Source organism: Pseudomonas parakoreensis (assembly GCF_021602155.1).
GTDB classification, from domain to species: domain Bacteria; phylum Pseudomonadota; class Gammaproteobacteria; order Pseudomonadales; family Pseudomonadaceae; genus Aquipseudomonas; species Aquipseudomonas parakoreensis.
Genome location: NZ_BQHY01000008.1, coordinates 17,927 through 38,523, shown reverse-complemented (window position 1 = coordinate 38,523; position 20,597 = coordinate 17,927). Strand labels below are relative to the sequence as shown.

The following is a 20,597-nucleotide window of genomic DNA, read 5'->3' as shown; positions in this document are numbered from 1 at the left end:
ACCTCATTGCCCGAGCTGAGCGGTTTGTGGCCCAGCGCCCGGGAATACGTTGCGTTTGCAGATTTTCGCTTCGACTTTTTGCGGCGCGGTACCCGCTTCCGGGCCCTGGACTTCGACGGCCAGCAGATTTTGCGAGGCCCAGTCTTCGTCCGTGCGCAGCTCAAAGGCGAAACGACCGTCGGTGTCGGAGGTTTCCGGTTTCTCGATCTTGATGTCCTCGTGGCGACCGTTCATGTACCAGAGGGTGGCTTGCAGGGTTTTCACCGAGGTGTCGGCGAAGCGGATGTCGACCTGATGGCTGCTGTTCTGCAGGTTCAGGTTTTTGCTATTGACCAGCAGTTCCTGTTTGCCGCCAGGCTTGAGCGTGGTGCTGGCGGACATTTGGGTTTCCTTGCCTTCGCAACCGTTATCCAGCAGCGCCATCATCTGGCGATAGATGGTTTCCTGGTCGAGGCGGTACAGCGGCGAGAATTCCCAGATCAGAATCTTCGGCGGGGTCTTTTGGAATTCATCGCTACCGAGGTACTGCAGCATCGAACCTTCGAGACCACCGCCGGGGAAGGCGACATTGAGGATGTCGGCGCCAATGGCCTCTTCGAGGAAGCCGGCGAAGTTGTAGTTCTTGCCGCTGTGCGAGGTGCCCACGAGGGTGATTTGCGGGTTGCCGGAATCACCGAACAGGTCGCCGTCACCGGCCTCGCCTTTCGGCTCGGTGGTGAACTGGTCCATGTACTGGATCGCGTAACTGGTGCCGCACAGTTGCCCGGCCATGTTGTGCAGGGTGCCGGTCTTGCCCATGCGCCCGGTGCGCTTGGTCTCGAATTCACGCTTGGGAATGTCGGCGAAGGCCGGGATCTGCTTGACCTTCTCGGCGACGATTTTCGCTGTGCGCTGAGCACCGTATGGGGTCCAGTGCTGGTCGCCGCGGAAGTAGAAATCGTGGGCGGGCAGGGTGTCCGGCAGCGATTCGTTGGTCAGCGGCGACAGGTCCGGTACCACGTATCCCATCTTGGCGAATCGGCCGAGCATGGTCTTGTAGTTGCCCAGCGCTTTCTCGTAATCGAACGCGGCTTTTTCCTGCGGGTTGAGCTTGTTGCGGTTCACCAGACCACGGGTCGGCTGGTAAACGATCACCAGTTCGACGCCTTTGGCCTTGAACGCATCGTGCAGTTGTTGCAGGCGTTTGTAGCCGGCCGGGGTGGTGTTGAACTCGGTGCGCAAATCTTCCTGGGTACGGAACAGCCAGTCACCCTGCGCCTGCACCAGGGTGGTGAAGTTCTGCTGATAACGCGTGGTGTAGTTCTTCGCGTCGTGCGCGGCCGGGCACAGGTTGCAGCACGGTTCGGCGCTGAATTTTGGCGCGGTGGCGCCCGCCGCTTCATCGGCGCGGGCAGCATTGCTGGCCGCCAGAATGCCCACGGTCAGGGCCGACAGGCTGAGTAATTTGATCAAGTGTGGGTGCATAAAATTATCCTCAGTCCCGCAGTTCGGTCTGGCGTTCGACAGGGTCGATCAGTACGGCTTTCTGCTGGCGCACCAGCAGGTCGAGAATTTCATCCTGGCGTTCGCCGAGGATGCCGTTGAAGCTGATGCCGCTGGACTTGGTCGGCGCCAGCATCGATACGCGATACAGCTCGACGCTCAACGGCGAGTCGATGGCCATCGGCCCGCTGCCGTTGGCCGCCAGTTCACCGCCGACCACGATCAGTGAGACTTGCGCGTCGAACGGGTCGAGCTTGATGTCGCGGTCGGTGTCGGTCAGGTCCTTGATGTGGCCGTAGACGCCGGTCAGCCCGTTGGCCATGGCGACGTTTTCGTAGAGGCGGATGTTCACGCTGTTACGAATGCGGATGCCGTGGCGCTTGTTGCTGATGACCTTGTTGCCCCACAGCAGGTTGTCGGCGGACTCGTAGAGGGTGATGCCGTCCGTGTGGTTCTTGTAGATCTCGTTGTAGGCAATGATGTTGTTGACGCTGTTACGGTCGATCACCAGGCCCGAGAGGTGGTTGTCGTAGCTCTTGTTGTTGAAGATGAAGCTGTCGTTCACCTCACGGGAAATGATGATGCCGTGCTTCTTCTTCGTGCCGTGGACGGTGTTCTCGGCAATGATCAGACCGTGGGAACGGTCGTGCGGGTCGATGCCGTAGACGATGTTGTCCTTGTAGGTGTTGCCCTTGACCACGAAGTCGCGGGTCTCGTAGCAGTAGAAGCCGTACCACATGTCGGAGAACTCGGAGCCGACGATCCAGCCGGTCGGCTCGGGACGCTTGAGGACCTTGGCCATGTTCGGCGTGTACTGGGAAATACTCACCCCGTACGACTTACTGTTGGCGTAACCGAAACTGGCCATCTTGCTGTTGACGATGTAGGTCTCGGTGCCGCCCCAGGCCAGCAGGAACGGACGGAACTCCTTCGGCGAACGGAAGGTGGCCGGGCCGTTGTCCTTCTCGCGCCAGCCAGTGACTTTGGTGTCACGCACAAACAACTGACCGTCGTTGACCAGGAACGAACCCGCTTCTTGCGACAGGCGCAATTCCTGGGTCTGGCCGTCGATTTCGAGGATGCCTTTGCGGCCGACCACAATCGGCAGCTTCGCCAGGTACACGCCCGGCGAGGTCTCGCTGAAGTACTGCTTGGGCAGCTTCTGCGCCAGATCCTTGAGGTTCAGGTAACCGTCATCGACGAAGATCGCCTGCGGGATACCGTGCTGACGCACCACCCATTCGGCCATCTTGTTGTCGCCGCCGATGAAGTCCTTCAGGGCGTCTTCCTGCATCATCCGGCGCACGCTGATCTTGCCCGGTTTGCTGCGATTGATCTTCGCAGCGGCAGCCTCGGCGGTGAAGCCGGACAGGTCGGGCAGTTTCGGCTTGGCCAGCTCCAGCGCCTCGGTCGGCGCGCTGCTGACGGTGTAGGTCTTGGCTTGTTGCAGCTCTTTGGCGGTGGTCACCGGCTTGGCCGGTTCCACCGTGGCGAACGCGCCAGCGGAGGCCAGCAGCATGGCGCCGGCCAACAGGCTGAGCGAGCCTTTCCTTGCATGGTGCATGTCGGGCACTCCCTTGGCGGTTTGCATCAGAAGCGCCAGATCACGTCGATGAACGCGCGGTGCATGTACGAATCGACCTGGCTGCCATAGGCATCACCCGGCTTGAACACACCGCCACGGAAACGCACCAGCGCCGACGGTTCGTCGATCGACTGGCTCAACGCCGCCGGCAGCAAGCCTTGCTTGAAGTACTTGGTCACCACCAGGTCCATTTCCTGACCCAGGTCCTTGTTGCCATCCTGCAGTGGCAGCGAGGTGCTGGAGAGGATTGCGCCGGTGACGTCGTCGGTGTTGTTTTCCACGGCGTTGATGCCGTTGCTGCCCACCGGCTTGTTGCCGTCCACGCGCCAGAACTTGTGGTAGATCAGGCTGGCGTCGTACTGGTCGTTGAGCATCCACGAACCGAACAGGGTCGCGGTCTGCATGTTGTTCATTTCGCCACGGAATGCTTCGCCGAAACGGTGCACCCGCGAGCGGGTACCGGTGTAGTTGGAGCGGTTGCTTTCCAGACCGTTCTGCTGGTAATCGGCGCTGGCGCGGGCGTAGGCTGCACCGACCTGCCACTGCGGATCGAGGCGCAGGCGCACGCCCAGGTCGGTGGCCCAGCCGTTGATGTCATCACTGCGCTTGGCTTGCGCCGGACGGCTGCCATCGGCGTTCAGCGGGTTGACCGAATCAAGGTCGCCGCTCATGCCGGTGATGCTGCCCCAGTAGTTGATGGTGTTGGTGTTGCGCCAGTTGTAGGCGTCGCTGTCGGCGGTCAGACCGAGCCAGCTGATGTCGCCGTTCTGGGTTTTGTCGAGGGTGTCGCGGGGCACGCCCGGTTCGGCGTAATCGAGCTTGCCGTTGTCGTGGGTGTGATGACCGCGAATGCCGACCCAGTTACCCGGTGTCCACTGGTAAGCGGCATCGGCGTAGGCGTGCAGGCGATCCTTGTCTTTTGGCGCCAGCTCTTTGAGGTCGGTGCGGTATTCGCTGAAGCGTTCGGCGACACCGACGTTGGCGCGCAGCAGGGTGGTGTCGAAGGTCCAGTTCAGCGCTTCGATGTTGGTGTCACGCCATTGGCCGTCGTCATTGCGCAGACGCTGGCGACCGAACTTGAGCATCTCGCCGGGGTACGGCGTCAGGCCGCTGTAGCCGACCCAGAATTCGCGCATCGCCAGGTAGTTTTTCTTGGTTTTGCGGTCGCTGTTGTCGGTGGTTTGTTCACCGTCGGACTGCTGCAGGGTGTCGGTTTCGATAATGTCGGTCGAGATCACGGCCTGACCCATGGCGTAGGCGCTCCACGCGCCGCTTTCGCCGTAGATCCATGGACGCAGGTCCAGGCCCACACCGTTGACGTCGCCGCCGCTGGCGGTGCCGAGGTCGCGGTCGTCTTCGGACTGGCCGGTGATTTTCACTTCCAGGCCGAAGTTCTTGGTTTCAGTGATCGCGGCCAGTGTCGGGCAAGACCAGATCAGCGCGAACGTGAGGCCAATGCCAGCCTTCACAAAGGGATTCAACTTCATAGGGATTCCTCGCCGTCTTCTTCTTGCAGGGCGTGCAGTTGCAGCGTGTTCTGGTTCAGGGCGCCACGGCTGGCCTGTTCCTGTTGCAGCAGGCGCTGGGCTTCGGCCAGACGCTCGGGCGGCAATTGCGCTGCGAGGGTGGTCGCCAGTTCATCGGCTTGCGGGGTGTTCTGCGCCTTGGCCAATTGGCTGAATACATAGGCGTTGAGCGGGTCGGGCTTGGTGCCCTTGCCTTGGGAAAACAGTTGGGCGATGGCGAAGTCGGCGCTGTTCTGGCCGTTGCGCGCAGCGGTCAGCAGGTGGTCGAGAGCCTTCTGCGGATAGACCTTGCCCAGGTAACCACGGCGATAGATCTGGCCGAGGTAGTAGTCAGCGGCGACTTCGCGGCCGACGGCTTTCTGGAAGTGTTCTTCGGCGACTTTGGCGTCGGCCGGCACCAGTTTGCCTTCGTAATAGAGCTTGCCCAGCAACAGTTCGGCGCGCGGCTGGTCGGCGGCGCGGCCGTTGTCCAGGTACTTCATCATCTGATCGACGTCGCCCAGTTCCGGGAAGTCGTAAAGCAGTTGCGCGAGGGTCACCCACGACGCCGGGTAGCCCGGTGCGATCGGTTCGAGCAGCGACTGTGCGGTCTTTTCGTCGGTCTTGCCCAGGGTCGAATCAGCCAGCACGCGGGCCACCGAATCGACGCGCTGCGCGCTGACCGTGCCGCGGCTGTAACCGGCCTGCATCTGCTTGAGCAGCTCGGCCTGTTGCTCAGGCTGGGCACGTTTCTGATACACCGTGGCCAGTTCGACGTAGCAGATGTCGGTGGTGTTGAGCGCGGCTTTGCAGATCTTTTCCACGTCATCCAGATGCTGGTCGTAAGTGCCTTGGGTGCGATACAGCAGCACCTGCGCCAGACCCGCTTCCGGGTAACCGGATTTGCGCCACTGATCGATCTGTTGCTGTGCGTTGATGTTGGGGAAGCTGTGCGGGTATTGCAGGTACAGCATCGCCAGCGGGATCAACGTGTTGCCTTCGCCGTTGGCGGCGGCTTTTTTCAGCAGGCTTTCTGCTTCGTGGTGCTCGGCTTCGGTGGAACCGGGCTTGGCCACCAGCAGACGGCCGAGACGGGCCTGGGCCCGTGGCGACACGTCGGCGGCTGCGCGGTAGGTCGCTTCGGCCTGTTTGATCTGCTCGGGGTCGCGGCTGTCGACCTGAATATCGGCGAGACCGACTTGCGCCTCGCTGTAACCCAGATCGGCCAGTGCGCGGTAGTTCTGCGCGGCAGTGGCAGTGTCGCCACGCTTGAGCGCTTCGTTGGCCAGGCGCTGGTCGGGCAGGCCGGCGCAACCGGCGAGGCTGACGGCCAGTGCCAGCGAGCACACCATATGACCTCTGTGGGAGCTGGCTTGCCAGCGATTCAGGCGGCTCGGTGTGTCAGACAGACCGCGTTGATCCAATCGCTGGCAAGCCAGCTCCCACAGGGATCGCGGTGTTCTCAGGAGACGGATGATAGTCACAGGCATGTCCTCGACTTAAAGACCGGCAGCCATGGCTTTGTCGATCAGCCAGTTTAGGTTCGGACCACGGTCGCTGTTCACTTCCACCGGACGGCCGGCGAAGCTGCTGTCCAGCGGTTCGTCCGGCTGGATCTGCACGCGGATGTCGGAGGACAGGTCGGCGCTTTTCAGGCTGGTGCTGCTGACGATCTTGCCGGTGCGGGTCTGGTCTTCGCCGGCAATCTGGAAGCTCACTGGTGTCCCCGGACGCACGTCGCCGAACTGGCGATAGGAGAAGCGTGCATCGACGGTGGCCTGGGTGTTGCGCGGTACCAGGGTGAAAATCACGTCGCCTTTGCTTGCGTACTGACCGTCAGCCACCAGTTGCTGGGCCACGGTGCAATCGCACGGCGAGGTCAGGGTGCCGGTCATCTGCTTGCCGAACAGTTCTTCCACCTTGGCCGGTTGCAACTGGTCTTCGTCGAGATGGCCCTTGAGCACGTCGAGCATGCTGGTGCTGAAGGTCGCCAGCGGGGCGCCTTTGGCGGCGACGCCGTCGGACTTGACCAGGCTCTGCACGGTGCCGTCACGCGGCATGGTGATGTTCATTCCCGGTACGCTGACCAGACCGGCCTGCGCATGGCTGACGAAGTACATGCCGTACACCGACTTGAAGACGAAACCGAACGCCACCAGGCCGATGGCGAATACCCCGGCGCTGAAGGTCACCGCTTTCAGACGCCCGAACGGGGTCATGCCGCTGCCGCCGTCCTTGACCTTGCGCGCCTTGGTGAAGTTGTCGCGCTGCAGCGTCGCCAGCACTTCACCCATGCTGACGATGTCGCCGGCCAGGTGCGATGTGATCAGGTGACGCAGGGTCGAGATGTCTTGCGGTTCGAGGTTCTGGAACTGGCAACCGACGCGGCCGCTCTGGCGGTCGTAGGAGCGCACTTGCAGTTCGACGTCCATGGCCAGGCCGAGGTTGTCGATCACGAATTGCAGGCGTGCCTTGTACACGTCGCCGGTCTTGAGCGGCAGTTGTCCGGCGTTGAACGCCAGACCACCGGCGGACAGGTCCAGGACCCGCGCCTCGACCGGCGTCCGGTCCGGGCCGAAGAAGCGCAGTTTGGCCGGGATTTTCACTCGGGCGTGCTGACGCTGGGCTTCGGATTCATGCACTACGTTGGCGTTGACGGCGGTATTCATGGGGGCGATTTCCTTGTTAATTCAATAGGGGCAGGTCAGACCATCATCAGCAGCACGGCGACGAAAATGCTGCCGGCGGAGAAGGTCATGGTCCGAGACGACCAGGTGTTGAACCAACGTTGAAAGCTGGCGAGATCACGGGTCAGGGAAGTGGGTTGGCGCGTCCAGGATTGCTGGTCGAGGCGGAAGAACACGTAGATCTTCACCAGCGCACCGACGATCTGGTTGTAATACAGAATCACGGGATAGGCCGGGCCGATCCGGTGACCGGAGCACGACAGCAGCAAGGTCAGAATCAGGCGCGTGATGCCGATCCACAGCAGGTAGGCGAGGATGAACGCACCGCCGTACTTGAAGCTGGCGATGATCGCCACGGTCAGGCCCAGCAGCGAGGTCCACATCGACACACGCTGATCGAACAGCACCACCGAGGTGAAGGCGCCGAGGCGTTTCACACCCAGCCCCAGCGCTCGCGAGTTCTGGCGCAGGTTGTTGCCGTACCAGCGGAACATCAGCTTGCGGCTGGCCTTGATGAAGCTCTTTTCCGGCGGATGTTCAACGGTGTTGATCGCGGCGTCCGGCACGTAAAAGGTGTCGTAACCCAGACGCATCAGGCTGAACCAGCTCGATTTGTCATCACCGGTGAGGAACTTGAAACGGCCCAGGCGCCAGTGTTGCAGCGAGTCGCTTTCGACGTCGGCGATGAATTCCGGGTCGGTCACCACGGTGGCGCGGAACACCGACATACGCCCGGTCATGGTCAGTACGCGCTTGGACAGGGCCATCGAGCACATGTTGATGTGACGCTGGGCGAAACGCAGCTTGTGCCATTCGCTCATGATGTAGCCGCCGCGCACTTCGCAGAATTCGTTGGTGGTCAGGCCGCCGACATTGCCGAACAGCTGGAACCACGGCACGGTCTTGCGCACGGTGCCTTCACCGAGCACGGTGTCACCGTCGATCACGGCCACCACGGCGCGGTCGTCCGGCAGGTGACGGGAGATCGCGCGGAAACCGTAGGCCAGGCCATCACGTTTGCCTGTGCCGGGAATGCGCACGAAGTCGAGCTTCACCCGGTCTGGCGGATTCATCCGCGCCCACAGCGCCTTGACCAGCAGCTCATCGGACATCTCGACGATCGAGCAGACCACGGTGGTCGGCAGGTCGCAGTCGATGGCTTCGCGGATCACCGAGCTGTAGACCTGCGCGGTGGTCAGCGCGTCGATACGGAAACTGGTGACCATCAGAAACACATGCGACGGGTCCGCCGCTTTACCCAGCTTACGCACTTTGCGGCGCAGGTGCGGGTAAACGATGTAGAGAAAAATCATGCCGCGCACAAAGTGCGTTGCACCCATCGAGTAGCGCCAGATACCCACGGCGCCAATCAGGAAAATGAAGTCCTTCGACTCGGAGTCGAATGTGGACGTGGGCAGCATCAAGGCCAGGCCCATCAACAAACTGAGGTAAAACAGCCAACCGGCGGCCTGAAGTAGGCCGTGCTTTAGCCTGTGCATAATCTGCATCCGTCTCTATCTCGGGCGAGCCTGTCGGTGGCCCGATGGGGTTAAGGCAGGCTTACAAAGAACTGCAATGTCACGCGCAATTCGGGCGAACCCTGTGTAGGAGCTGCCGAAGGCTGCGATCTTTTGATCTTTTCGGGTTCACTCAGGACTCAAGTGCGCCGGGTAAAGATCGCAGCCTGCGGCAGCTCCTACATTCCGGGATCACACATTGGTTGCGCGCCGCCTATGGGTTACGCGGCGGCGCGCAACGTCTGTGTTACCAGCAGATACCTTCAGTGCGAGTACCTGGGTTGGTGGCTTTGGCCATGAAGCCGACCAGGTCGATGACCTGTTTGCCTTGCGGAGCTTCCTGGGCCAGCGCGCGGAATTTCTCGTCGCGGTTGCCGAGGATGATCACGTCGGAGTTGTCGATCACCGAATCGAAGTCCGCGTTGAGCAGGGACGACACGTGCGGGATCTTCGACTCGATGTAGTCCTTGTTCGCGCCGTGAACACGGGCGTACTCGACGTTGCTGTCGTAGATGCTCAGGTCATAGCCCTTGCCGATCAGCATTTCGGCCAGTTCCACCAGCGGGCTTTCGCGCAGGTCGTCGGTGCCGGCCTTGAAGCTCAGGCCGAGCAGCGCGACTTTGCGTTTGTCGTGGCTTTCAACGATGTCGAAGGCGTTCTGCACTTGCGATTCGTTGCTGCGCATCAGCGAGTTGAGCAGCGGCGCTTCGACGTCCAGCGAACCGGCGCGGTAGGTCAGGGCGCGCACGTCTTTGGGCAGGCACGAACCGCCGAAGGCGAAGCCCGGGCGCATGTAGTACTGGGACAGGTTGAGCGTCTTGTCCTGGCAGACCACGTCCATCACTTCACGGCCATCGACACCGACCGCTTTGGCGATGTTGCCGATCTCGTTGGCGAAGGTGACCTTGGTTGCGTGCCAGACGTTGCAGGTGTACTTGATCATCTCGGCGACGGCGATGTCCTTGCGGATGATCGGCGCGTCGAGTTCTTCGTACAGCGATTGCAGAACGTCGCCCGAGGCCTTGTCGAACTCGCCGATGACGGTCATCGGTGGCAGGTCGTAGTCCTTGATCGCGGTGGATTCACGCAGGAATTCCGGGTTGACCGCGACGCCGAAATCGACACCGGCCTTCTTGCCCGAGCAGTCTTCGAGGATCGGGATGACCACGTTGGCGACGGTACCCGGCAGCACGGTGCTGCGCACCACGATGGTGTGGCGGGTGGATTTTTCACGCAGCACGAAACCGATCTCGCGGCACACCGCCTCGATGTAGTTCAGTTCCAGGTCGCCGTTCTTCTTGCTCGGTGTACCGACGCAGATCATCGACAGGTCGGTGTCACGAATTGCTTCGGCGAAGTTGGTTGTACCGCGCAGACGACCGGTCTCGATACCCTGGGCCAGAAGTTCGCCCAGACCCGGTTCAACAATCGGCGACTTGCCGGCGTTGATCATGTCGATCTTGTCTTTGGCAACATCGACGCCAACCACGTCATGGCCCCGTGCAGACAGGCAACCGGCACATACTGCGCCAACGTAACCCAAACCAAATATGCTGATGCGCATCGCAAATACCTCTGTGTTTTATCAAGCCATTAGATGGCCGGAGTTAATGGTGTTCAGCGGTCATAGTGCACTCGAAAGTGCGGCAAACAGGCGCCACAATGCCGTGTGCAGGCATACTAAGTTCCGAGTGTCTAAATAAGTGCACTCAAGATGTGCGCAACTAGGCCTGGTTGTTATGACTTGCCCTGTTATGCAGCGGATCTTCTTGCTGGAAGACTCTTGTGCATGTTTTCAGTCCACCTGATGTCGGACGAAAAGCCCGTAGATCAAGCGGTTGGGTGCTCAGGCGAGCACGTTTACAGGGGCGCAGCCTTGGCCTTGTAGAGGATGTTTATGGTGCGTATCACCTATCCATCGTTAGTTGATCAGATGAGTGAACCATCTAGGCAAGTTGCTGTGACAACTTGGTTACATGGTTCTCCGCTCTGCGTAAGTTATCTCGTACAAACTCGGCGAGAATCGTTACCGGTGGTATGAGCTATGCATTTGGACATAGTTCCTACCCGCTCATCGCGAAATCTGAAATTTTTTGAAATATTGACAAAGATGGCACTGGTCTCAAATTGATAGCACTTTCGATTTGGGCCTTTATTAATCGGTGCGCAATCGAGCTCGATAGTTTTGTGCCACTACCGTAAAAAAATTTACGTGCCACTACTGAAAAAAAGTGCGGGTGTCGAGTGAAACTAAAATTAGAATCGGGCGGGACGATTTTATGGCGCCAATAAAACGGCGAAATGAGGCGGGGGATTTTTGACGTCGTGCGAGCTGCACGACTCCTTATAGAAAGAGTCGTGCATTGGGCATGCTTTATTCCGGGGCGTGGTCGCGCAGAAACACCAGATTGTCCGGTTTCGACTGCTCGGCGCTGTACTGATAACCCTGCACGTCGAACTGTTTGAGCAGGGCGGGATCATTGATTTTTTCCTGAATCACGAAACGGCTCATCAGTCCTCGGGCCTTCTTCGCGTAGAAGCTGATGATCTTGTACTGACCGTTCTTCAGGTCCTTGAACTCGGTGTTGATGATCCGCGCGTTCAGGGCGCTGCGTTTGACCGCCGAGAAGTACTCGTTGGACGCCAGGTTCAGCAGCACGTCGTCACCTTGCTCGGCCAGGGCTTCGTTGAGCCATTCGCTGATGCGGGTGCCCCAGAACCCATACAGATCCTTGCCACGGGCGTTGGCCAGTTTGGTGCCCATTTCCAGACGGTACGGCTGCATCAGATCCAGCGGACGCAGCAGGCCATAAAGGCCGGAGAGCATGCGCAGGTGCTTTTGCGCGTAGTCGAACTGGGCTTCGCTGAAGGACTGGGCGTCGAGGCCGGTGTACACATCACCTTTAAAGGCGAGCAGCGCCTGCTTGGCGTTTTCCGGGGTGAAGGCGGGCGTCCAGCTGCCGAAACGCGCGGCGTTGAGGCCGCCAATCTTGTCGGACACGTGCATCAGTTCGCTGATTTGTGCCGGGCTCAGTTCGCGCAGTTGCTGGATCAGCTCCTGGGAATGGTCGAGGTATTGCGGCTGGGTAAAGCGCTGGGTCGCCGGCGGTGTTTCGTAATCGAGGGTCTTGGCGGGGGAAATCACCATCAGCATGAAGTCGTCTCCTTTAATCGTGGGGGCGATTCTAGGGGGTTGGCCGGGTTGACTCCAGCTATCAAGCCCATAGGTGATCGATGGTGTGCTGGAAAAGATCGCAGCCTTCGGCAGCTCCTACAGGTTACGGTCGACTGTTGGCTGCCTCTGTAGGAGCTGCCGAAGGCTGCGATCTTTTGATCTTTCTTTTGATTGTCCTGCGGCCACCCGCGATATAGTGCCGCGCGGGTTTGGTTATGGAGACACCCCTTTGCGCATTGTTCTTTTATTCACGGCGTGGCTGATGAGCTGCGGGGCCATGGCGGCACCGGGCGATGTCGCGACGCTGGATCGCAGCACCTGGCCGGAGCAGCTCAGCAATCCGACGCTGTTTGACGTCGCCTCGCGCGCGGAAATCCTCATGTTCGCCCGGGGCCTGCTCGGCACCGAAGCGCTGGACGAGGCTGCGCTGGCCCAGCGTCTTGGCCTGCGCACGGTCAATGTCGACGCGATCAGCCGCCTGCGGCAGCGGCTCTGGGAGCGTCTGTTGGCCAACTACAACTTCGCCCAGCAGAGCTGCGATCAGGATGCCTCGTTCTGCTTCCTCGTCGAAGACCTGCCGACCCTGCGCGAGCAGGCCGCCAAGTTCGTGGTCAGCGACGACAGTTATTACACCAAATGGGCCGAACCGAGCCGGTTGTTTCATCTGCAGTACCTGGACGAGCTGATGCGCAAGGCCGCGCTGTCGCCGCAGACCAGCAGTGAAATCGATCGTTTCGGCGACTATGAACGCAGCGGCGACGAGATGCATGACCGGCTGTTTCTGCTGAGTTTCGACAGTGCTGCCAATCTGCAACCGGACAACACCGACTGGATCGCCGACTACCTGCGCAAAGCCAATCTCAGCGGCACGTTCTTCCTGTTGGGCAAGGATGTGCAGGCACGACTGGCGGATCGCTCGGTGAGCAACCTGCAACCGGAGTTCTCGAAACAGTGTGTCGGCGTGCAAGGTTGGGAGTTCCGTTCCCACAGCTATTGGCAGGACTGGCAGGACTCGGTGCGCCGCAGCAGTGATCTGGTGAAGAACAAGTTGCCGGAAAACTACGTGCCGCTGTTCCGTCCGCCGGAGGGACAGCGTCGTTCTGATGCTGGCAGCTTCTTGCGCAATCAGGGCTTGCAAGTGGCGCTGTGGGACATCGATGCCCAGGATGGTGCCGGCAAGCTCAAGGGGGCGCAGAGCGCGCAGCGAGTGCTGACCCTGATGCTGTTATGGCGCCACGGGGTGATCAATTTCAACATGAAACAGGATGCGGTGAGGACCGCGTTGCCGTGGTTGATCACGCAGACTGCGCAAAGCGGCATCGGCTTTGAAGATTGTCAGGACGGGTTTCGCTAGTAAACGGAAAAAGCCCGGAAACATTGGGCTTTTGGCGATTTTTTCAGAGAATTCGATGCAGGCGGACTTCCGACTTTAGCGGGGTCTGCACGGTCCGCCAAGGGCTTTTCGTCACTCTGCAAAATAAACTTAAAAAAACCGTCAAAGTGCTTTTTTATGTCATGGGTTTTGGAGTATTACGAAGACAGACCGCCGAAACCTGCAACACAGGTGGCGTCTTCCAAGACTCCTTTTGTGTGCAGTTCATCCAGGCCCTCGTGGATGAATTCGGCAGTCACTTCGAGGCGCAGCACCGCCCAGGTATTGCGTCGAATGGCTCCCACAAAGGTGACCGAGTATGGATGATCACGGACGTAGCCCTTCTTCCAACCAGCCAATCCTTTATGTACTCGATACCAACGTATTGATTCACGATCCAAATGCCCTGCTGAATTTCGAAGAACACCACGTCGCGATCCCGATGACCGTGCTTGAGGAGCTGGACAAGCTCAAGAGCGGCCATCACAGCGTTGCTGCCGAATGCCGCCAGGCCATCCGGCTGATCGACAAGACCCTGGGCGATGCCTCCCCCGAGGACGTCGAGCTGGGTGTGCCGATCCAGCGCGGCAAGGGCGGGCCGAAAGGCTTGCTGTCAATTCTGATGAGCAAACAGGCCGAGTCGAACCTGATTCTGCCCGAGCACCTGAACGACAACAAAATCATCAACCAGTTGATCGACCTGCACACCCGTGATCCACAGAAGGCGGTGGTGCTGGTCACCAAAGACATCAACATGCGCCTCAAGGCGCGCGCCTGCGGCATCGATGCCGAGGACTACAGCACCGACCAACTGGTCGATGACGTGTCCCTGCTGCCCAACGGTTATCACAACATGACCGGCTCCTTCTGGGACCGCGTGAGCAAGGTCGATACCCGTCAGGATCACGGCCGCACCTGGCATCAGGTGCAGCTGATCGACAACCTGCCAGCGGTGCACATCAACGAGTTCATCATTGACGAACAAGGCTTTGTCGGCTGGATCAAGGAAATCCAGGAAGACAAGCTGCTGATCCTCGACCTGCACCAGGAACCGCTGCTGCACCAGGAAGCCTGGGGCCTCAAGCCGCGGGACATCTATCAGAGTCTGGCGCTCTACGCGCTGCTGGATCCGGACATTCATCTGGTCAACCTGTCGGGTGCGGCAGGTTCCGGTAAAACCATTCTGGCGCTGGCCGCGGCGATCGAGCAGACCATGGTCAGCAAGCGCTATCGCCGCATCATCGCGACCCGCAGCGTGCAGGGCCTGGACCAGGAAATCGGCTTCCTGCCCGGCACCGAAGCGGAAAAAATGGAGCCCTGGCTGGGGGCCATCACCGACAACCTCGAAGCTTTGCACATGGATGATGAAAACACCCATGGCAGCGTCGATTACATCCTCAGCAAAGTGCCGTTGCAGTTCAAATCGCTCAACTACATTCGCGGTCGCAGCTTCCAGCAGAGCCTGATCCTGATCGACGAATGCCAGAACCTTACGCCGCACCAGATGAAAACCATCATCACCCGGGCCGGCGCCGGTTCCAAAGTGGTGTGCCTGGGCAACCTGGCACAGATCGACACCCCTTACCTGTCCGCGACCAGCTCCGGGCTGACCTACCTGACCGAACGCTTCAAGGATTTCCCCAACGGGGTGCACATCACCCTGCAGGGCGTGCCACGCTCGATCCTGGCCGAATACGCCGAATCGCATCTGTAACCCTTCCAATAAAACCGGGCGGCCGCAAAGTCGCCCGGTTTTTTATGCCTGAACCACAAAATCCCTTGATTGATGCCTAACCGATGAACACCTCTGATCCACTGTAGGAGCTGCCGAAGGCTGCGATTTAAATATCAGAGTCAAAAGATCGCAGCCTTCGGCAGCTCCTACACGAAGAATTCGTGGGTGCGGAAATTTGACCCACAGGTTTACAATCCACGCTCCTGATCAGGAGTAATCCCGTGCTGACTCATCTCGATTCCCAAGGTCGCGCCAACATGGTCGACGTCACCGAAAAAGCCGTGACATTCCGTGAGGCGACGGCCCAGGCGCTGGTGCGCATGCTGCCCGAAACCCTGCAGATGATCGTCAGCGGCGGCCACCCCAAGGGTGACGTGTTTGCCGTCGCTCGCATTGCCGGCATTCAGGCCGCGAAGAAAACCAGCGATCTGATCCCGTTGTGCCATCCGCTGATGCTCACCGGTGTCAAGGTTGAACTCAGCGCTGAGGGTGACGACAGTGTGCGCATCGTCGCCCGCTGCAAGCTCTCCGGGCAGACCGGCGTGGAGATGGAAGCACTGACCGCTGCCAGCGTTGCCGCGCTGACCATTTACGACATGTGCAAAGCGGTGGACCGGGGCATGACCATCGAAAGCGTGCGTTTGCTGGAAAAGGTCGGCGGCAAGAGCGGGCATTTTCAGGCGGAGCAACCATGAAACTGACGGTTAAATTCTTTGCCCGTTACCGTGAAGCGCTGGGCGTGGACTCGGTCAAGGTCGAAGGCGATTTCGCCACGGTCGACGATGTCCGTACGCTGCTCGCGCAACGCGATGGCGCCGAGGTCTTGAGCGAGCAGAACCTGATGTGCGCGCGCAACGAAGACCTGTGCCAGCTCGACGAACCGGTGAGCGACGGCGACGAGGTGGCGTTCTTTCCCACCGTGACCGGAGGCTGAGACATGGCGATTCGTGTGCAGTCCACGGCGTTCGATCCCGGCGCTGAAGTCAACGCGATGCACGCGGCGAATGTCGGCGTTGGCGCGGTGGTGAGTTTTGTCGGCTACGTGCGCGACTTTAATGACGGGCTGGATGTGGCCGGGATGTTCCTTGAACACTATCCGGGCATGACCGAAAAAGCCCTTGGCAAGATCGCCGTCGAGGCCGAGCAGCGCTGGCCGCTGCTGAAGCTGGAAGTGCTGCACCGCATCGGCGCGCTGGAGCCGGGCGAGCCGATTGTGTTTGTCGGCGCGGCCAGCGCCCATCGCCAGGCGGCATTCGACGCCTGCGCCTTTGTCATGGACTACCTGAAAACCCGCGCGCCGTTCTGGAAAAAAGAAAACACCCGCGATGGCCCGCGCTGGGTCGAAGGGCGTGACAGTGATCATGCTGCGGCGGATCGCTGGAAGAAGTAATTACTGCATTGCCCTCTAGTCAGTCATCGCTGGCAAGCCAGCTCCCACAGTGTTTTGTGTCATGCACATATTCATGTACACCTCTGAACCCTGTGGGAGATGGCTTGCCGGCGATGAGGCCATCCGCAACACCAAATACCTTTCTTCAGCTAATTGACGATTTGTACGTGCGAGTCCAATATGGATTTATAAGTACAAAAAAGGCATTCCCCTTTCCAGCTCCTTTCTTCTGTCTTGCCAAACCAACAACAACCCGCGAGAGAACGAACATGAAGAAACTCCCCCTCATCACCGGTCTGGCCCTGAGCCTGTTGGCGTGCACCCATTCCTTTGCCGCTGAGAAAGCCCTGCGCATCGGCATTGAGGCCGCTTATCCACCGTTCGCCTCGAAAACCGACAAGGGCGAGATCGTCGGTTTCGACTACGACATCGGCAACGCCCTGTGCGCGCAGATGAAGGTCAAGTGCGTGTGGGTCGAGGGTGAGTTCGATGGCCTGATCCCTTCGCTGAAAGTGAAGAAAATCGACATGGCGCTGTCGTCGATGACCATCAACGAAGACCGCAAGAAGTCGGTGGATTTCACCCACAAGTACTACTTCACTTCGTCGCGGCTGGTGATGAAGGAAGGCGCCACGGTCGATGACCAGTACGCCAGCCTCAAGGGCAAGACCGTCGGTGTGCAGCGTGCGACCACCACCGACCGGTATGCCACCGAGGTCTTCGAACCCAAGGGCATCATCGTCAAGCGCTATGGCAATAACGAAGAAATCTACATGGACCTGGCAGCAGGGCGGCTCGATGCGATTTTTGCCGACACCATCCCGCTGACCGACTTCCTGTCGATGCCACGCGGCAAGGGTTACGCGTTTGTCGGGCCGGAACTGAAGGATCCGAAGTACGTGGGCGAAGGCGCGGGGATTGCGGTGCGCAAGGGCAATACCGAACTGGTCAGCCAGTTGAATACGGCCATCGACGGGATTCGTGCCAGCGGCGAATATCAGAAGATTTCCGAGAAGTATTTCAAGTCCGACATCTACGGCGACTGACAGTCCGCTATCGCTGGCAAGCCAGCTCCCACAGCGACCGAGTCGTGCACAGATTTTGTGTACACCCAAAAAACTGTGGGAGTTGGCTTGCCAGCGATGGGGCCGGAAATGCCAATGCAGATCTTCAGCCCTTCAATTCCTTCAAATGCTTGTACACCGTCGCCCGCCCCATGTTCAGCACGTTGGCCACATAGTTCGAGGCGCTCTTGCCCTTGAACGCGCCTTCGGCGTGCAGCGCCAGCACCAGTTCGCGCTTGTGGTCGCGAGTCAGCAGATTCAGGCTCAGCTGGCGCTCGCGCAGCCAGGCGTGGAGGAAGGTGTTGATGCGCTCCTGCCAGTCATCGCGAAACAGTGAATCCGGCTGCGGGATCAGTTTGCTCGGTGACAGGAACAGGTCCAGCGCAGCCTTGGCATTCTCGAACAACGAAATATTCAGGTTAATGCACAGCACCGCCAGTGGCCGCTCTTCGCTGTCGCGCAGCACCGTGCTCAGGCTGCGTATCTTCTGGCCGTCCCAATTGAGCTTTTCGTACGGACCGATGTTGCGCTCACTGACCTCCTCGCTGAGCATGTCTTCAAGCGATGAATCGTCGCCGATCTCGCGTTTGGACAAGTTGTTGGCGATGTAGTCGACCTTCTGCGTGCGCAAGTCGTGCAGCACCACTTCGGCGTGGGGAAAGAACAGCGTGGCGATGGCGTCGGCGATGGCGCGGAAATTATCCAGTGCCGGATCGAATTCGGGGGCGGTCATGTTTGTGGAGCTCCAGGCGGCGTCAACGCCCCCGTGCACGGGGGCGCTGCGAGTGTGCCGCAATCCGTTGGGCGCGTCATCCGCCAAGGGTCTTAGCCGAGCCTTGCGAGGGAGAGCATGGCGCTGCTCAGGCCGAACTGCTGCAGATGTTCAGGCAAGGCTTCACCGCGTACCAATGCCGCACTGGCCTGGCCCATGGCCGGTGAGGTCTGAATACCGTAACCGCCTTGGGCCGCGACCCAGAACAGCCCGGGCACCTGCGGATCGAAACCGCTGAGCAGATCACCGTCGGCGACAAAACTGCGCAAACCGGCCCAGGTGCGGGTCGGGCGGCGGATGGTCAGGGTCGTGGCCTCTTCGATCTGGTAGATGCCCATGGCGATGTCCAACTCTTCCGGCTGCACATCGTGGGGTTCGACCGGGTCGGCGTTGGCCGGCGAACCGAGGAACATCCCGGCGTCGGGCTTCATATAGAACGACTCATCGAGGCTGACCAGCATCGGCCAGTGATGAATGTCCACGCCCTCGGGACCGGCGAAAATGAACGCCGCGCGGCGCTTGGGTTGCAGGCCCAGCGCTTGGGCACCGGCCAGTGCGCCGATCTTGTCGGCCCAGGCGCCGGCGGCGTTGATGATGACCGGCGCGCTGAAGGTCTGACCGTTGGTCTGCACTTGCCACTGGCCGTCAGTGTCACGACGCAGGCCCAGCACTTCGCAATCGGTGTGCACTTGGCCGTTGTTGCGGCGGATACCGCGCAGGTAGCCCTGATGCAGGGCGTCGGTGTCGATGTCGCTGGCGGTCGGGTCGTAGATCGCGCCGTGGACTTTTTCCCGACGCAGGATCGGCAGGCGAGCGCAGGCTTCATCGGCGCTGAGCAGTTGCATTTCCGGCACTGTGGCTTTGGCGCTGAGGTACTGGTTGTTCAGCTCGGCGGCATCACCAGTGAAATCCACGGTCATTTCGCCGCGCGGTGTCAGCAATGGGTGCTCGCAAAAGCCGCTCGGCGGATGGTCGAAGAACGCACGGCTGGCCAGTGTCAGCGCGCGCACCTGCGGCGTGCCGTAGGCGGCGGTATATAGCGCCGCAGAACGTCCGGTGGAGTGATAGGCCGGGTGTGATTCGCGTTCGAGCACGATCACTTTGGCGTGGCGCGACAGCCAGAAACCGGTGGAAGCACCGGCAATCCCGCCGCCGATGATGATGAAATCTGCCTGGCTCATGAAATCTCCCAATTTATCTGGAATCCTGTAGGAGCTGACGAGTGAAACGAGGCTGCGATCTTTTGATCTTGTCTTTTGAAAATCAAAAGATCGCAGCCTCGTTTCACTCGTCAGCTCCTACAAGGGATCGAGGTGTCAGTGCTTGAGGTGATAAATAGCATTGGCCAGCGCAATGTCTTCCAGGCCCAGGCCGATTGAACGGAAGAACACGTGACGGTCGTAACCGGGGCGCTGCACTTTCTCGCTGAGCAGATCGGCCAGGTCGCCGATGATCAAATCCTTGTTCCAGCCATGCTGCTCGGCGGCGATCAGCATTTCACCCGCCGAGCCCGGCGTGGTCAGCCGATAGTCGCAGAACACCTGCATGTCGCCCAGAGTCTTTGGCGGTACTTCATGGGCGCGGGGGGCGTTGGTGCTGATCGAGGTGATCAGTGCCGGTTTGCTCAAGCTGGCCGGGTCGATGACCGGACCGGCAGATGACGTGCAGAGCATGATCACGTCGGCCTCGGCGAGGGCGGCTGCGCGGCTGTCGGCAATGTTCAACCCGGGGTAGATCTCTTTCAGCAGCGCCCGGGTTTCAGCGTCTTCAGACAGGCTCGGTGAGTACACGCTGATGCGCTGCCAGTCGCGCAGCCCTTTCACGTAATGCAGATGCGCCTGGGCAACCTTGCCGCTGCCGATGATCGCCAGTCGTGTGGCATTCAGCGGGGCGAGGGCATCGACAGCAACGGCGGTGGTCGCAGCGGTGCGTGCGGTGGTCAGTTCGCCGGCGTCGCACAGCAGCAGTGGCTGGCCGGTTTGCATCGACATCAACAGTGTCCACGCCGTCACCAGCGGCCCTTGTTCGCGGACGATGTACGGCGAGGTCTTGACCCCGTACACACCGTCCTCGGCCAGCACGCCCAGGTAGTTGATAAAGTCGCCGGCGCCCTGCGGGAACTCCACCAGTTGCTGCGCGGGTTGTACGGCGTGGCCGGCGGCAAGGTCGCGAAACAGTTTGCGCAGGATCTGCGGCACGTCAATGCGCGCCAGCAGCTCGCGGGCCTGGGTGTGGTCGATCACGTAGGGTGTACTGGACATGTCAGGCTCCGCGGTCTGGATATAAACTTATTTGTCCATTATGGACTTTTAG

Annotated in this window: 17 protein-coding genes; 6 read left to right on the top strand and 11 right to left on the bottom strand. The window is 60.1% G+C overall.

The features are described from left to right. Positions 1-3: 3 nt before the first annotated feature. The 8 genes from L6D63_RS13955 to yaaA form a co-directional block, all read right to left on the bottom strand. On the bottom strand, positions 4-1,464 hold the full coding sequence (locus L6D63_RS13955) for an alginate O-acetyltransferase (RefSeq protein ID WP_047292668.1): 1,461 nt from the start codon (positions 1,462-1,464) through the stop codon (positions 4-6). Between the two features lie 10 nt (positions 1,465-1,474). After that, positions 1,475-3,046, bottom strand: a complete 1,572-nt coding sequence (gene algG, locus L6D63_RS13950; RefSeq protein WP_098968480.1) for a mannuronan 5-epimerase AlgG — start codon at positions 3,044-3,046, stop codon at positions 1,475-1,477. 26 nt (positions 3,047-3,072) lie between these two features. After that, entirely contained in the window at positions 3,073-4,554 is a 1,482-nt protein-coding gene (locus tag L6D63_RS13945) for an alginate export family protein (RefSeq protein WP_131671483.1), read from the bottom strand. Further along, on the bottom strand, positions 4,551-6,062 hold the full coding sequence (gene algK, locus L6D63_RS13940) for an alginate biosynthesis TPR repeat lipoprotein AlgK (RefSeq protein ID WP_276574671.1): 1,512 nt from the start codon (positions 6,060-6,062) through the stop codon (positions 4,551-4,553). Before algK ends, L6D63_RS13945 begins: the two co-directional genes overlap by 4 nt. Positions 6,063-6,071: 9 nt before the next feature. Next, positions 6,072-7,241, bottom strand: a complete 1,170-nt coding sequence (locus tag L6D63_RS13935; RefSeq protein ID WP_047292670.1) for an alginate biosynthesis protein Alg44 — start codon at positions 7,239-7,241, stop codon at positions 6,072-6,074. A gap of 35 nt (positions 7,242-7,276) precedes the next feature. Next, on the bottom strand, positions 7,277-8,758 hold the full coding sequence (gene alg8 / locus L6D63_RS13930; RefSeq protein WP_373557819.1) for a mannuronan synthase: 1,482 nt from the start codon (positions 8,756-8,758) through the stop codon (positions 7,277-7,279). Positions 8,759-9,023: 265 nt separating this feature from the next. Continuing rightward, positions 9,024-10,340: a nucleotide sugar dehydrogenase gene (locus tag L6D63_RS13925; RefSeq protein ID WP_041064820.1), complete on the bottom strand. Its 1,317-nt coding sequence runs from the start codon at positions 10,338-10,340 to the stop codon at positions 9,024-9,026. 810 nt (positions 10,341-11,150) lie between these two features. Then, positions 11,151-11,930, bottom strand: a complete 780-nt coding sequence (gene yaaA, locus L6D63_RS13920) for a peroxide stress protein YaaA (RefSeq protein WP_047292672.1) — start codon at positions 11,928-11,930, stop codon at positions 11,151-11,153. Positions 11,931-12,228: 298 nt separating this feature from the next. Between yaaA and L6D63_RS13915 the strand changes: the two genes are divergently transcribed. The 6 genes from L6D63_RS13915 (at position 12,229) to L6D63_RS13890 (ending at position 17,494) form a co-directional block, all read left to right on the top strand. Further along, entirely contained in the window at positions 12,229-13,305 is a 1,077-nt protein-coding gene (locus tag L6D63_RS13915) for a polysaccharide deacetylase family protein (protein WP_373873758.1), read from the top strand. Positions 13,306-13,642: 337 nt separating this feature from the next. Next, a complete protein-coding gene (locus tag L6D63_RS13910) occupies positions 13,643-15,037 on the top strand; it encodes a PhoH family protein (protein ID WP_041064814.1) in 1,395 nt (464 codons plus the stop codon). A 242-nt stretch (positions 15,038-15,279) separates the two neighbouring features. Then, complete coding sequence (moaC, locus tag L6D63_RS13905; protein ID WP_007972660.1) at positions 15,280-15,753, top strand: cyclic pyranopterin monophosphate synthase MoaC; 474 nt, start codon at positions 15,280-15,282, stop codon at positions 15,751-15,753. After that, positions 15,750-15,992, top strand: coding sequence for a molybdopterin converting factor subunit 1 (gene moaD / locus L6D63_RS13900; RefSeq protein WP_047292675.1), 243 nt, complete (start codon positions 15,750-15,752; stop codon positions 15,990-15,992). The genes moaC and moaD overlap by 4 nt, the downstream gene beginning before the upstream one ends. A gap of 3 nt (positions 15,993-15,995) precedes the next feature. Further along, complete coding sequence (moaE, locus tag L6D63_RS13895) at positions 15,996-16,448, top strand: molybdopterin synthase catalytic subunit MoaE (RefSeq protein ID WP_047292676.1); 453 nt, start codon at positions 15,996-15,998, stop codon at positions 16,446-16,448. A 269-nt stretch (positions 16,449-16,717) separates the two neighbouring features. After that, positions 16,718-17,494, top strand: coding sequence for an ABC transporter substrate-binding protein (locus L6D63_RS13890; protein ID WP_047292677.1), 777 nt, complete (start codon positions 16,718-16,720; stop codon positions 17,492-17,494). 124 nt (positions 17,495-17,618) lie between these two features. On the opposite strand, the gene L6D63_RS13885 is transcribed toward L6D63_RS13890, so the two are convergent. From L6D63_RS13885 to L6D63_RS13875, 3 genes are all read right to left on the bottom strand, one after another. Next, a complete protein-coding gene (locus tag L6D63_RS13885) occupies positions 17,619-18,245 on the bottom strand; it encodes a helix-turn-helix transcriptional regulator (RefSeq protein WP_047292678.1) in 627 nt (208 codons plus the stop codon). Positions 18,246-18,337: 92 nt separating this feature from the next. Next, positions 18,338-19,465 (bottom strand): NAD(P)/FAD-dependent oxidoreductase, encoded by a 1,128-nt coding sequence (locus L6D63_RS13880; RefSeq protein ID WP_131671486.1) that lies wholly within the window; start codon positions 19,463-19,465, stop codon positions 18,338-18,340. A 135-nt stretch (positions 19,466-19,600) separates the two neighbouring features. Next, positions 19,601-20,545 carry an ornithine cyclodeaminase family protein gene (locus L6D63_RS13875; RefSeq protein ID WP_095667441.1) on the bottom strand — a complete coding sequence of 315 codons (945 nt, stop codon included), beginning with the start codon at positions 20,543-20,545 and terminating at the stop codon, positions 19,601-19,603. Positions 20,546-20,597: the final 52 nt, after the last annotated feature.